The following is a 13,066-nucleotide window of genomic DNA, read 5'->3' as shown; positions in this document are numbered from 1 at the left end:
TCAGCCGGCGGCGTGGTCGGCCCCGCCACGCAGGATCCGCAGGTGCAGCTCCTGGGTCAGGGTCGACGGGTCTGCGCCGAGCTCGTCGGCCAGCAGCGCTCGGTAGCGCTCGTAGACCCGCAGGGCGCTGGCGATCTCGCCGAGCTCGGCGTGGGCCTGCATGAGCGAGCGGTGGGCGCCCTCCGAGAGCGGGTCGAGGGCGACGGCGGTCGTGGCGAGCTCGAGGGCGTCGCGGTGCAGGCCGACCTGCAGCGCGCACCTCGCGGACTCCGCGAGCATCCCCTGGCGGGCCGCCTGGAGCCGGTGCCGCTCCCCCCGTGCCCAGGGACTGTCGTCGTCGCTCGCGTGGAAGTCGCCGGTGTAGAGCGACTCCGCGCGCACCGCGATCGAGACGGCCTCCTCCGGGCGCTCCTCGCGCGCGGCATGGTGCACGTCGCGCACGAGCTCGAGGAAGTCCACGACGTCCACCCGGGTGCCGACCAGGATCAGGCCCTCGGGGTGGCGGGCCAGGCACGAGGCCCCGACCGTGCGACGGATCTGGCTGGCTGCAGTGCGCAGGCTGCCCCGACCGCGCTCCGGGGTCGCGGTGGGCCAGAGCTTCTCGACCAGGTGCGACGAGCGCACCGGCCGGCCGGCGCTCAGGGCGAGCAGACGCAGCAGGTCCTTGGTCTTGCGGGTGGTCCAGTCGGCGGCCTCGACGTGGGTGCCGTCGGCGCGCACGACCTCGAACCCGCCCAGCAGGCGGATGCTCACCGGCTCGTTGCTCGTCCCTGACATGACCCCACGGCATCCCCATCGACGCGACCGGGTGCCCGGTCACGCGAGCCATGTTAGGCAACCCTCCCTAGGTGGCGCTGGCGAACGGACGGACCGGGGCGTGACCCGGGCCACGACCCCATCCCCAAATGTGGGGGTCATCGCCCTCGCGGAGGGGTCCGGCGCCGATTCGCGGTCACGATGGTGACCTCGACAGGGGGAATGGGGACCAGTGTCCAGCAGCAGACCAGATGCACGCACGCTCCGGCGACGGCCCGTGGGACGGGCGCTCCGGCGCGTGCCTCGTCGCGCCGCCGTCCTGGTCGTCCTGCTCGGGCTCCTGGGTGCTGCCGGCGGGTCGTGGTGGGGTGCCGGCCAGGCGGCCGTCCACGAGTCCACCGCCGTCATCCTGGTCAACCCGCTCGAGGGCAACCCCTTCAGCCCGGAGGGCAGCGGCGACGACCTGGTCAACCTCGAGACCGAGGCCCAGCTCGTGCGCTCCGACGCCATGGGCGAGCTGGTGGCCGAGCGCGTCGGCGACGGCCGCACCTCCGACGAGCTCCTCGAGACCGTCAAGGTCTCGGTGCCGACCAACACCCAGCTGCTCGAGATCACCACGACGGGCTCCTCCGACGCTGCGGCCAACGCCAGCGCGCAGGCGTTCGCCGAGACCTACGTCGAATACCGCCGCACCCGCACCGACGCCGCGGTCTTCGAGAAGACCGCCCGGATCAACGAGCAGATCGCCGACCGCAACCGTGAGCGCCTCGCGCTCCTGGCCCAGCTCGCGGGCCTGTCGCCGACGGCGCCGCGGGCGCCGCTGCTCAACCAGCAGCTGGCGACGCTCACCACCCAGGTCGGGGAGCTCCGCTCGCAGCTGAGCGCCTTCACCAGCGTGGCCCGCGACCCCGGCCAGGTCGTCACGCCCGCGACGTCGACCCCCGGAGGCCTGCCGGGCGGGATCGCCACGGCCGCGGTGCTCGGACTGCTCGTCGGCGCAGCGCTGGGCCTGGTGCTCGCGCTGGCGCTCGGTCGCCTCGACAACGCCGTACGCCGCCCCGAGGACCTCGCCGTCCGCGACGCCCGCTTCCTCGGCGTGCTCGACCTCGATCCGGCCGGCGACCCCGAGCAGGTGGCTCGCGTGCGCACCGCCCTGCTCGCCGTCGACCGGCGCCGTCCGCTCGTGGTCCTCACCACCACCCTCGGCGGCCCCGACCAATCGGCCCTGCAGCAGGGACACCACCAGGGGCAGGGCGGCACCGGCCTGGCCCTCGCCGTCGCCCGCTCGCTCGCCGCCTCCCACCTGATGACCGTGGTGGTCGAGGTCGTCGGGTCCGAGACCCGCCGCCAGCGCGGCCTCACCGACCTCCTGCAGGGTCGGGCCACCCTCGACCAGGTCCTCTCCTCGCCCTCGTCACACCTCTCGGTGCTGCCGACCGGCACTGACCAGGCCCGGCTCGACGACCTCGCCGCCGCGCCCGCGACCGGTGCCCGGATCCGCGAGCTGGCCGACCGGGCCGACGTGGTGCTGCTGGCCTGCGGAGCCCCCGACGAGGTCCGCACCCAGGCACTGGTGGCGCTCGCCGACGTGCTGGTCCTCGAGGTCCACCAGGGCGAGACCAGCCTCGACGAGGTCGACGCCGTCACCGCCGACCTCGCCCGGCTCGGCGTGCGCGACATCTGCAGCGTCTTCGTGCCCACGCCCCGCCGTCAGCGCCGCCGCCCCGGCGCGGCGCTCGCCCGCGTGCGTCAGTCCGTGCCCGGCCGCAAGCCTCGGCTGGCCGCCCTGGAGGCGGGCACCGATCGTGACGGCTGACGCCACTGCCGGTGACCACCTCGGCCACGTCGCGCGCGGTGGCCTGCTCGGCCTCGCCGGCTCGGGGGTCGCCGCCGTCGGCGCCTTCGCCCTGGCCCTGGTCGTCACCCGCGGCTTCGACGCCGAGACGGCCGGGTCGTTCTTCGCGACCACGACGCTCTTCACCCTGCTCGCCACGGCCTGTGGGCTCGGCGTCGACGCGGGCCTCGCGCGCTTCCTGCTCCGCCTCGAGGCCCGCTCCGCGGCCCACGACGTACGCCGGACCCTGCGGCTGGCGATCGGCCCCGCCGTCGCCGTCGCGAGCCTCCTGGCGCTGGTCGGCACCCTCGTGGCCGGACCGCTCGCCGGTCTTCTCGGCCTCGGCGCCGAGGGCGACCGGCTCCTGAGGGTGGCCGCCGTCGCCCTGCCGTTCGCGGTGGCCGCCGACCTGTGCCTGGCCGCCACCAGGGCCCTGGGCAGGATCCGGACCACAGTGGGGGTGGACCGGATCCTGCGCACGGTCGTCCAGCTCGGCACCGCCGGGCTCGTCGTCGCGCTCGGTGGCGGCCCGGTGCTGCTGGTCGCCGGCTGGGCCGCGGCCTACCTGCTCTCGGCCGCTGTCGCGGTGGTCCTCCTGCGGAGCTTCCTCGCGACCCGCCCCGCCGGGGCGCCCGCCTCTCCCGACGCGTCTCCCGACCCGTCTCCCGACCCCGACCTGGCCCGCAGCTTCTGGTCCTTCACCTGGCCGCGCGGGGTAGCCGGGCTCGCGCAGGCATCGGTGCAGAAGGCCGACATCGTGCTGGTCGCGGTGCTGCTGTCCCCGGCCCACGCCGCCCTCTACACCGCCGCCACCCGCTTCGTCGCGGTCGGCCAGATGGCCAACCAGGCGATCTACCAGGTGCTCCAGCCGCGCTTCACCGCGATCCTCATCACCGAGGACCGCGCGACCCTGCGCACCGTCTTCGGCGTCAGCACGACCTGGGGGATGGTGCTGATCTGGCCGCTCTACCTCCTGGTCGCGTGCAGCCCCGTGCTCTACCTCTCGCTCTTCGGCGACTCCTACGCCGACGCCACCAGCGCCGTGGTCGTGGTCGTGGTGATGGCGCTGACCATGCTGGTCTCGATCGCCGCCGGTCCCGTGGACACGCTCCTGCTGATGGCCGGTCGCAGTGGCCTCAGCATGACCAACGCCCTCGTCGCGGTCGCCCTCGACATCGGCCTGTGCCTGCTCCTGCTGCCCCGCATCGGCATCGCGGGCGCCGCGATCGCCTGGGCCGCCGCCGTCGTCACCCGCTCGGGCCTGGCTTTCTGGCAGGTCCGGCGCCACGTGGGCGTCTCCCCGCAGCCCGGTCACCTGCTCGGCGTCGCGCTGGTGCCGGTCGTGTGCTTCGCCCTGCCGGCACTCGCGCTCACCGCGTCCGGCTCGACGGCGCTCCTGCCCTGGGCCGCGGTCACGCTCGCCTCCCTCGTCGCCTACGCCGTGGCGCTGCACGCCCTGCGCGCCCGGCTCTCGCTCGACGAGCTCGTCGCAGCCCTCCGCCGTCGTCCGACGCCGGTCCTGCCCAGCACTTCTCCCACCTCAGCCCAGGAGCTCGCATGCGCGTCCGAGCGTTGACCCGTGCCCTCGACCGGCGGCTCCCGGGCGGGGTGACCACCCGCCTGCGCGCCCTCGCGCTGCTGTGGGGCCGCCTGACCTCGTGGGGTCGGATGACGCCCTCGATCATCGTGGTCGGCGCCCAGCGCTCCGGCACGACGACCCTCTTCCGGCTGCTCGAGGCCCACCCCCACCTGGTGCGCCCGACGCTCGACAAGGGCACCGGCTACTTCGACGACCACTACGGCCGGGGCCGCCGGTGGTACGTCGCGCACTTCCCGATGCGCTCCGTCGTCCGGGCCCGGGCCAAGGCAGCGGGCGTGGAGGGGCGCGTGCAGGCCTTCGAGTGCAGCGGCTACTACCTCTTCCACCCGCTGGCCGCCGAGCGCCTGGCCCGTGACCTGCCCGACGCGCAGGTGGTCGTGCTGGTGCGCGACCCGGTCGAGCGAGCGAGCTCCGCGCACCGCCACGAGGTCGCCCGCGGCTTCGAGACGCTGCCCCTGGGCGAGGCGCTCGACGCCGAGGACCTGCGCACCCGCGGCGAGTCGACGCGGCTCAAGTCCGAGCCGGGCTACGCCAGCTTCGAGCACCGCCACCACGCCTACGTGCAGCGCGGCGAGTACGCCCACCAGATCACCCGCTTCGTCGACGCCCTCGGCGAGGACCGCGTCCACGTGGTCGACGCCGACCGCTTCTTCGCGGCGCCCGAGCAGGAGTTCGCCGACCTGCAGCAGCGCCTGGGGCTCCCCGCCTGGTCGCCGCAGACGGTGGAGCGCTGGAACGCACGGCCGGCAACGGCACCCGGGGACACCACCGACGACGAGCTGAGGAGCCGACTGATGCGCCACTACGAGACCCACGACGCGGAGCTGGCCCGGCTCCTGGGCCACGAGCCCTCCTGGCGCACGGCGGAGGTGGCGTCGTGATCGCGCTGCTCTCCGGCAGGGGACACCGCTCCCGCCTCCAGGCCGCCCGCAAGCGCGCCGACCGCGCGGTCGCCGACCTGGTGCACCGCCTGGTCCTGCTCGCCCGGGCCCTGCCGATCCCCGAGCGGCTGCGCCGCCGCCTGTCCTCGCTGGTCCTGTGGCGTCCGGGCACCGAGCGGGTCCCGCTCGCCCGGGTGCTCCTCGGTGGGCAGAACGGTCTCGACGCCGACGTCTTCGCCCACGCGACCGACGACCTGCTGTGGCCCTCGCGCCACGTCTCCGACGGCCCTCACGTGACGCTGCTGCGCGCCGCGGCCGACCACGAGCTCAGTGACGCGGAGATCCTCGCCTCGCCCTACGCCGACCTCGCCCGCACCTGCATCGAGGCGTCGGGTCAATACTTCGGCGCCACCGACGACGCCGGCATCCTCGCCCTCGCGCGGGACTTCGTGGCACGCGACGGCTCCACGAGCTCGGGGGCCGCTCCGGGGGCCACCCGTCCCCACCAGAGCGACCCCGGTGCGCCGGTCCTGCTCGCGCCGATCAAGGACTCCGACTGCTACCAGGTCGTCGACGGCCACCACCGCCTCGCCGCCGACGTCGTCGCCGGACGCAGCTCGGTCGACGCCCGCGTCCGTCGCGTCCCCGTCGTCACCCCGCTCCAGGACGTGCTCGACCGGATGTCGTGGATCGGCGGCACCCACGAGCTCTACCAGCCGGTCTCGGCCCCCGAGCTCGACCGCAGCTGGACCACCGTGCGCCAGTGCACCGACCGGCTCCAGGCGATGGACCGGCTGCTCGGCACGCTCGGCATCGAGCCGGAGGTCTCCTCCTACCTCGACGTCGCGAGCTGCTACGGCTGGTTCCTCTCCTCGATGCAGGCGCGCGGCTTCGCGGTGCAGGGAGTCGAGCGCGACCCCCTGGGCGCCACGCTCGGCGAGGCCGTCTACGGCCTCGACCGCTCCCACGTCCACACCGGCGACGCGGTCGACTTCCTCGGTGAGCGCGCCGACCGCGGCGAGCGCTTCGACGTCGTGTCCTGCTTCAGCCTGCTGCACCACTTCGCGCTGGGCCGGGCCAGCACCGACGCGGTCGGCCTGATGCGGCTGCTCGACGACGTGACCGGCCGGGTGCTCTTCCTCGACACCGGCCAGGCGCACGAGAGCTGGTTCCGCAGCTCGCTGCCCGAGTGGGACACCGACTACGTGCGGTCCTTCCTCGAGGAGCACGGCACCTTCGACCGGGTCGTCGACCTCGGTCCCGACCGCGACGCCGTGGGTCCCTACGCCGACAACTACGGCCGTCACCTCTTCGCCTGCATCCGCGAGCGATGACCTCGGTCGACGCCGCGTCCAGCACCGCGCTCGACACCCTCGGCGTGCTGCTGGAGACCGTGGCCGACTTCTGGCCCGAGGCGGAGGTCTCCGTCGAGTCCGGGCGGCGGGCGCCGTCCGGGGCCGACACGGTCAGCCTCGGGATCGCTCCGCGGCTCTCCGCCCCCCGGCTCCTGGTGCCGACCGCCTCCCGGCGGGCGAGTGCCCGGTCGCTGCGACGCTTCAGCGCCTCGGCGAGCGGTCGCGACGCCGTCACCCGCCTGGGTGCGGCCGGGCTGTCCGGCGTCCTCGGCGCCCGCGCGCTGCCCGACCGGATCGTCGTACGACGGGCGGGTGGGGCCTCGCTGGTCGGGCACCTCGGCGAGCTCCTCGGCCAGCCGGTGCAGGTGAGCATCGGGGTCGGCAACGCGCGGGTCAACCGCAAGCCGGTCCTCCAGCTCTTCGACGCCCGCGGTGGCGTGCTCGGCTGGGCCAAGATCGGCGACGCCGAGCAGTCACGAGCCGACGTGGCGGCCGAGGCCCGCGGCCTGCGGCAGGTGTCCGACCGCACGTGGCGGCACCTCGAGGTCCCGCGCGTGCTCCACGAGAGCAGCTGGCGCGGCCTGTCGGTGCTGGTGATCTCCGCGCTCGCAGCCGGTCCGACACAGGCGTTGCGCGACCCATGGGCCCGACCGGAGGCGGCGATGGAGGAGCTGTCCGCCGCGTTCGAGGAGCCCGCTCGTGATCTCGGCTCGCTGCTCTGGTGGGAGGAGCAGCGTGCGGTCCTCGGTCGGCTCGCCGACCCGGGGCTGCGCGCCCGCGCGCTCTCCTGCCACGAGGCGCTGGAGGAGAGCGCCTCGCGGCGGGAGTGGCGCGTGGGCGCCTGGCACGGCGACTGGACCCCGTGGAACATGGCGGTGACCCGGGGCCGGGTGCGGGTCTGGGACTGGGAGCGCTTCGAGACCGGTGTGCCGTTCGGCCTCGACGGGGTGCACCACACCCTCAACACCCACACCCGCGAGCACGGGGCGAGCGCCGCCAGCCTGCACGCGGCGCTGGCCCGCCCCGAGCTGTCCGGTGACCCGGTGCTGGCCGACCTCTACCTGATGGCGATCACCGTGCGCTACCTCGCGCTCGCCGAGACCAGCCGGGGCGAGCACATCGCCGACCGGGGCCTCACCGTGCTCGACGTGCTCGCCGAGCGGCTGTCCGCGCGAGGCCGACGCTGACGGTCAGGGCAGCGGGAGCCGCGCCCCGCGGGCGACCGTGCGGGTGAAGCTGGCGATCTTGGCCGGCGACGTCAACGCGTAGGACGCCGTGGTGTTGAGCGGGCTGTCGAAGTAGGCGAAGGCCACGCCGCCCTCCTGGCGCATCGTGCGGAAGCTGCGCTGGATCCACCGCGGCGAGGACCGGAAACCCTCGTTGGTGATGCCGGTCTCGGCCAGTCCCCACGCCACGTCGTGACGGCGGGCCCATGACGAGAGCGGCTGGAAGTAGTGGTGCCGCAGCCGCGGCCACTCGTCGATCCGGTAGCCGTGCTTGCGCACCCCGAACTCGTTGTAGATGTCGAAGCCGGCCACGTCGATCTTGGTGTCCCTCGGCCAGATCTGCGACAGCGCGTAGTCCGGGCTGCCGAACATCTGGTTCCACCCGGTGAGGATCACGGTGAAGGCGACGTTGCGCGCGGTGCTGCGCACCATCGGTGCCAGTCGCTCCTGCATGCGGCGCCACGCGTCCATGTCGCCGTCGCCCTCGGGCTCGTGGTGGAAGGCCAGCCACACCGGGCCGTCGACGTCCGCGAGCTGCTCCGCCAGGTCGCGGGTCCAGGCATCGCCCTTGCCCGAGGCCATGTCCTCCCACGACAGCGGCAGCTTGAAGCTGATCCAGGGGAGGCGACCGGCGGCGAGGTCCTCGCGGACCGTCGTCACGGCGTACTCCACCTGGTCGCCGCGGAAGTAGGTCCGGCGCACGCCGAGCTGCGTCCCCGCACGGCGCTCCAGCGCGCTCGGGTCGTCGTTGCCGCCGTGGCTGGCGCCCATGTAGGCGCCGCAGCCCGGCAGCCCCCGCGGGCCCACCCGGCAGCCGTTGCTGAGCCGAGTGATCGGCCCCGGTGCGACCGGTGTCGTGGCGAGCGCGACGACCGGCGCGCGGGTCGGTCCCTCGGCCGGTGGCAGGCCGCTGACGGGCTGGGCGGGGCCGGTGGCGAGCACCAGTCCGGCGAGCAGGGCGAGGGTGGGCAGGGGGGTGCGTCGGACCATCGGCGTCTCGAATCGATGAGTGTGCGGGGGGAGGTGCACAGGGGGTGTGAGAGCCAGGGTCGCCGCGGACGCCGACCGGCCGAGACCCCCTAACGGCCACACCCGCCGTAGTCACAACGGGTGGTGCCGCTCGCCGATCACCGGGCACCCCCGCGGGGGTACCCAGATCCTTCCCCTATATGGGGGAAGCGCCCGGTCCGCCGAGTCGGCGCGATGTTGCACCGCGTGTGCCGAGTCGGCGCGATGTTGCACCGCGTACGCCGAGTCGGCGCGATGTTGCACCGCGTACGCGATGGTCAGTCGGGGAGCCGCGCCCCCTGCCCCAGGACCCCGGCGAAGTCGGCGAGCTTGGCGGGATCGAGCAGCTGGTAGGACGCCGGGGTGTTGAGCGGGGAGTCGAAGTAGCTGAAGGCGATGCCGCCCTCGGCGCGCAGGTCCGCGAAGTTCTCGCCGATGAGCCCGGGCTCGCGCGCGAAGGCCTCGTCGGTCACCCCCGTCTCCGCCAGTCCCCACGCGACACCCTGCTCGCGCGCCCATGCCGCCAGGGGGCGGAACCAGTCGTCGCCGAGGTCGGGCCACTCCGAGACGACGCGGTCGCCCTTGACGGTGCCGTAGTCGGTGTAGATGTCGAAGGCCGCCACGTCGATGGTCGTGTCCTGCGGCCACGCCTCCTCCAGGCTCCAGGCCGGGTCTCCGAAGAGCTGGTGGAAGCCGGTGAGGATGACCGTGAAGGCGACGTTGCGCGCGGTCGCCCGCACGAGGGGCGCGAGGTGCTCCTGCATCCGTCGCCAGTCCTCGGTGTCGCCCTCGCCCTCGGGCTCGTGGTGGAAGGCGATCCACACCGGCCCGGGCAGCCGGGACAGGGCCGTCGCGATCCCGAGCGCCCAGTCGTCGCCGTCGCCGCTGGCCATCTCGTCCCACGACAGCGGCAGCTTGAAGCTGATCCACGGCAGCCGGCCCGCCGCGAGGTCCTCGCGCGCCGTCGTCACCGCGGCCGCGACCTGCGTGGGGCGCCAGAAGGTCCGGCGTACGCCGAGGAGACCGCCCGCCTCGGCCTCCAGCGTGGCCGGGTCGGTGTTGCCGCCGTACGCCGCCCCGACGTAGGCGCCGCAGGTGGGCAGGCCGCGCGGGCTGAAGGAGCAGCCGTTGCTGAGCACGCCACCGTGGGCCTCGGGACCGATCCGGAGCGGGAGGTCGTCGTCCGGGTGGGTGAGGGCCACGGCGCCCCCGACCGCGACGACCACCAGCACGGCCACCAGGGCGACCAGGCGCAGCGTGCGCCGGTGTCGACCGGGTGGCCGCTCAGATCCCGCGGCCACGCTTGTGGGCGAGGTCCAGCACCCGCTCGGCCGAGACGAGGTGCACGGCGACCGCTGCGGCGACGTAGCCGCGCCGCTCGCGTGGACTGGTGCGCAGGGTGGTGCGCGCGGCCCGCCACGCGTCGGGGCTGCCGGACGCGGCGAGCGCGAAGGCCCGCTGCCCGAGCAGGCGGCCCAGGGCGCGGTGGTCGGCCCGGAAGGCCGGGTGCTTGTCGAGCAGGTGGTCGATCGCGGCGACGATCGTCGACCACTGCTTGTTGAACTGCGATCCGCCCCACCGCACCAGCACCAGCGGCTCGGGCACCACGGCGAAGCCACCGACACCGGCCGCGCGCAGGATCCAGTCGTAGTCCTCGCCGTAGCTGCCCGGGATCTCCTCGTCGACCAGCCCGATCTGGTCGAGCGCCGCGCGGCGCACCACGACCGACGAGGGGTGGGCGGCCATGACCCGGTGCCGCGCCAGCGTGGCGACCGTCAGGTCCGCGGCCGTGGGCACGCGCACGACCTGGCGGTCCTGGTAGTCGACCAGGATGCCCGTCACCGACGTGGGCGCGCCGTCGATCTCGAGCTGGTGGACCTGGCGCACCAGCTTGTCGGGGCGCCACTCGTCGTCGTCGTCGCAGAAGGCCACGAGGTCACCGGTGCCGGTGACGATGCCGCTGTTGCGCGCGCCGGCCAGGCCCGGGGTGCGGGTGTTGGCGAGCACCTCGACGCTGCGGCCGGCGTGCTGCTCCTCGAGCGAGGTGTCGGGCGTGGACTTGTCGTGCACGACGAGCAGCCGGATGGTGCCCTGGTAGGTCTGCGCCATCACCCCGGCGATGGCGCGGCGCAGCAGCTCGGGGCGCTGGTGGGTGGCGATGACGACGTCGACGCTGGGCAAGGTGCTGGGCAAGGTGCTGGGAAGACGGTCCTGGGGTTGGCTGGTCATCGGACCCTCCTGGGTCGGGGTGCCCCGAGCGGGCGGCGGTGGGCGGAGAGACGGCGCACGGCGACGACCCCGAGCAGCAGCCCGAGGGCGGCGCCGGAGGCGATCGGCACCTCGGACTGACGGCGTACGGCGGTGGCGTCCTCGTGGCGCACCACCCGGCCGATCGTCGCGGTGGAGGTCTCGAGGAAGTCGATCTGGGCGGTGACCAGCTCGCGGTCGCCGGCCAGCGAGCGCACCGCCGGGTCGAGCGAGGCGAGCTCGTCGCGGAGCTGCTCGACGAGCCGGTCGCGGCGCTGGATCAGGAACGCCTCGCGCTCCTGGAGGTAGGAGTCGGCGACGGCCTGAGCGCCGGCGTCGGCCCGCTCGGCGTCCCCGGCGTCGACGGTGAGCACGAGGATCTGGGAGTTGGGCTCGGCCGTCACCGCGATGGAGTCGCGCAGCTCGACGGAGTCGATGCCGGAGGCGTCGGCCGCGCGCCCCAGCGCGCGCTCGGACTCGAGCAGGGCGGCCTCGGTGTCGACGGTGATCTCGCGCGGGGGGTCCTCGTCGGTCTCCTCGTCGTCGACCTCCGGTGCGCCGGTGTCGAGATAGACGGGGGAGGGCGTGATCAGGATCGAGACCCTCGCCCGGAAGGTCGGCTCGGCGGTCGCGCCGGCCACCCCGGCGCCGACCAGGCCACCCACGGCGGCCGGGGTCAGCACGAGGACCAGGAGGTTGCGTACGCCGAGCGCGCGCACGCGGGCCCAGCGCCCGCCTCCGGGCTCCCGGCCCGCGCCTGCTGCCTGCTCGCGCGCGACGAGCCCGATCGCGATCATCGTGACGTAGAGCGGGAGGCCGAGCGTGTCGTAGATCGGCAGCTGGACGATGAAGAAGCCCAGCACGAACAGGCAGACCGTCTCGTTGGTCGTGCGGCACCGCCAGGTGCGCGACAGCGCGAGCGCGACGAAGCCCAGGAAGAACGCGAGGCCCAGCCAGCCCTGGGAGAAGAGCACCAGCCACAGCTGGCCCTGGGTCCCCATCGGGGGCACCCCGCACGCAGGGCAGTCGGGCGTCGAGGCGCCGGTGATGGAGGCGAAGCTGCCCTGCACGTCTCGGGTGCTGCCGAAGCCGAGCACCGGCGAGCCCTGGGTCACCGCCTCGGTCGTGACGGAGAGCAGCTGGCCGCGGCGGTCGTTGCTGTGGCCGTTCTCCAGACGCCCCTGGTAGAGGTCGCCGAGCGGGCTGGCGAGCAGCGCCACGGCGCCGAACGCGATGGCGACGACGAGGCCGAGCGCCATCGCCCTGTGACCGCGCAGCACGCGCAGGACGACCACGCCGAGCAGGCCGAGCGCGAGCGAGGCCCAGAGGCCGCGGTTGAGCGAGTAGACGACCGGCACCAGCGCGGTCAGGGCGACCAGCGCGAGGAGGGCACGTGTGACGTGTCGCCGCCGCAGGTCCAGCGCGGCCACGAACACCAGGCTCAGCGACAGCATGCTGCCCCACGTGTTGGTGAACGGGAAGGGCGCCTTGGGTCGCGTCTCCGGATAGCCCAGCACCAGCTGCACGTCGGCCGCCTCGGGGTGCACGAGGGAGGCGACGAACTGGTTGGAGCGGATGCTCGTCGGGAGCAGCAGCTCCAGGGCGGAGGTGAACGAGAACGACGGAGCGAGGAGGCCGAGCAGGCCGCCGGCGGTCGCCACGACGAACATCCAGGCGACCAGGCGCCGCACGTGCTCGTCGGGCAGGTCGGAGCGGCGCAGGTTGGTGACCCAGAGCAGCACGACGGTGCAGGCGGCGTACCACGCGATCCGGTAGGCGAAGAGCAGCAGTCGCGAGGAGTCGCCGCCGGGGACCGCACCCGGGGCGTCGGCCCAGAGCAGCACGACGCCCATGACGACCCAGACCAGGAAGAGGCACCAGAAGCCGAAGCCGGCGGGGAGTCGGAGGCTCCGACGGCGCCACAGCTGGGCGGCCATCGGCACGGCGAGCAGCAGCGGGAGCAGGGAGTCGATGCCGAGTGCCCACCACAGCGGGAACCCCACGAACAGGGCGGTCAACGGCCAGTGGGCGGGCCAGGAGCCGGGGCGGCGGGCGGGCTCCGCGGCGTCGAGGTCGTCGGACTCTGCACCCGGGGCGGGGTCGCCCGGGGCACGGGTCAGGACGGCCACCGAGCTCATGGCTCAAGCCAACCGGGTTTG

Annotated in this window: 10 protein-coding genes; 5 read left to right on the top strand and 5 right to left on the bottom strand. The window is 74.3% G+C overall.

What is annotated here, in order from left to right:
* Window positions 1-777 carry a BTAD domain-containing putative transcriptional regulator gene (locus tag AAG827_RS10115; protein ID WP_341925818.1) on the bottom strand — a complete coding sequence of 259 codons (777 nt, stop codon included), beginning with the start codon at window positions 775-777 and terminating at the stop codon, window positions 1-3.
* Window positions 778-1,054: 277 nt separating this feature from the next.
* Between AAG827_RS10115 and AAG827_RS10110 the strand changes: the two genes are divergently transcribed.
* Genes AAG827_RS10110 through AAG827_RS10090 form a run of 5 tightly spaced genes read left to right on the top strand, consistent with a single transcriptional unit; the run spans window position 1,055 to window position 7,613 of the window.
* Window positions 1,055-2,572, top strand: a complete 1,518-nt coding sequence (locus AAG827_RS10110) for a hypothetical protein (RefSeq protein WP_341925816.1) — start codon at window positions 1,055-1,057, stop codon at window positions 2,570-2,572.
* Complete coding sequence (locus AAG827_RS10105) at window positions 2,562-4,166, top strand: lipopolysaccharide biosynthesis protein (RefSeq protein ID WP_341925815.1); 1,605 nt, start codon at window positions 2,562-2,564, stop codon at window positions 4,164-4,166. Before AAG827_RS10110 ends, AAG827_RS10105 begins: the two co-directional genes overlap by 11 nt.
* Entirely contained in the window at window positions 4,148-5,071 is a 924-nt protein-coding gene (locus AAG827_RS10100; protein WP_341925814.1) for a sulfotransferase, read from the top strand. The genes AAG827_RS10105 and AAG827_RS10100 overlap by 19 nt, the downstream gene beginning before the upstream one ends.
* Complete coding sequence (locus tag AAG827_RS10095) at window positions 5,068-6,405, top strand: methyltransferase domain-containing protein (RefSeq protein WP_341925813.1); 1,338 nt, start codon at window positions 5,068-5,070, stop codon at window positions 6,403-6,405. The genes AAG827_RS10100 and AAG827_RS10095 overlap by 4 nt, the downstream gene beginning before the upstream one ends.
* Window positions 6,402-7,613 carry a hypothetical protein gene (locus AAG827_RS10090; RefSeq protein ID WP_341925812.1) on the top strand — a complete coding sequence of 404 codons (1,212 nt, stop codon included), beginning with the start codon at window positions 6,402-6,404 and terminating at the stop codon, window positions 7,611-7,613. The genes AAG827_RS10095 and AAG827_RS10090 overlap by 4 nt, the downstream gene beginning before the upstream one ends.
* A gap of 3 nt (window positions 7,614-7,616) precedes the next feature.
* Here AAG827_RS10090 and AAG827_RS10085 read toward each other — a convergent pair whose 3' ends face one another.
* The 4 genes from AAG827_RS10085 to AAG827_RS10070 form a co-directional block, all read right to left on the bottom strand.
* Window positions 7,617-8,642, bottom strand: a complete 1,026-nt coding sequence (locus AAG827_RS10085; protein ID WP_341925811.1) for a hypothetical protein — start codon at window positions 8,640-8,642, stop codon at window positions 7,617-7,619.
* Between the two features lie 296 nt (window positions 8,643-8,938).
* Window positions 8,939-9,961 (bottom strand): hypothetical protein, encoded by a 1,023-nt coding sequence (locus AAG827_RS10080; RefSeq protein WP_341925810.1) that lies wholly within the window; start codon window positions 9,959-9,961, stop codon window positions 8,939-8,941.
* The gene (locus tag AAG827_RS10075) at window positions 9,945-10,889 is read right to left on the bottom strand and encodes a glycosyltransferase family A protein (protein ID WP_341925809.1); all 945 of its coding nucleotides are present in this window, start codon (window positions 10,887-10,889) and stop codon (window positions 9,945-9,947) included. The genes AAG827_RS10080 and AAG827_RS10075 overlap by 17 nt, the downstream gene beginning before the upstream one ends.
* Window positions 10,886-13,045: a hypothetical protein gene (locus AAG827_RS10070; protein WP_341925808.1), complete on the bottom strand. Its 2,160-nt coding sequence runs from the start codon at window positions 13,043-13,045 to the stop codon at window positions 10,886-10,888. Before AAG827_RS10070 ends, AAG827_RS10075 begins: the two co-directional genes overlap by 4 nt.
* Window positions 13,046-13,066 lie beyond the last annotated feature (21 nt).

The sequence above is a fragment of the Nocardioides psychrotolerans genome (genome assembly GCF_943371775.1).
In the GTDB taxonomy this organism is placed as follows: domain Bacteria; phylum Actinomycetota; class Actinomycetes; order Propionibacteriales; family Nocardioidaceae; genus Nocardioides; species Nocardioides psychrotolerans_A.
The sequence above is the reverse complement of the archived record's forward strand: the minus strand, read 5'-3'. Positions and strand labels throughout refer to the sequence as shown.

Excerpts from the sequence above, each read along its gene's own strand:
- AAG827_RS10115 (WP_341925818.1), bottom strand. The coding sequence starts at position 777 with ATGTCAGGGACGAGCAACGAGCCGGTGAGCATCCGCCTGCTGGGCGGG.
- AAG827_RS10100 (WP_341925814.1), top strand. The coding sequence starts at position 4,148 with ATGCGCGTCCGAGCGTTGACCCGTGCCCTCGACCGGCGGCTCCCGGGC.
- AAG827_RS10090 (WP_341925812.1), top strand. The coding sequence starts at position 6,402 with ATGACCTCGGTCGACGCCGCGTCCAGCACCGCGCTCGACACCCTCGGC.
- AAG827_RS10085 (WP_341925811.1), bottom strand. The coding sequence starts at position 8,642 with ATGGTCCGACGCACCCCCCTGCCCACCCTCGCCCTGCTCGCCGGACTG.
- AAG827_RS10075 (WP_341925809.1), bottom strand. The coding sequence starts at position 10,889 with ATGACCAGCCAACCCCAGGACCGTCTTCCCAGCACCTTGCCCAGCACC.
- AAG827_RS10070 (WP_341925808.1), bottom strand. The coding sequence starts at position 13,045 with ATGAGCTCGGTGGCCGTCCTGACCCGTGCCCCGGGCGACCCCGCCCCG.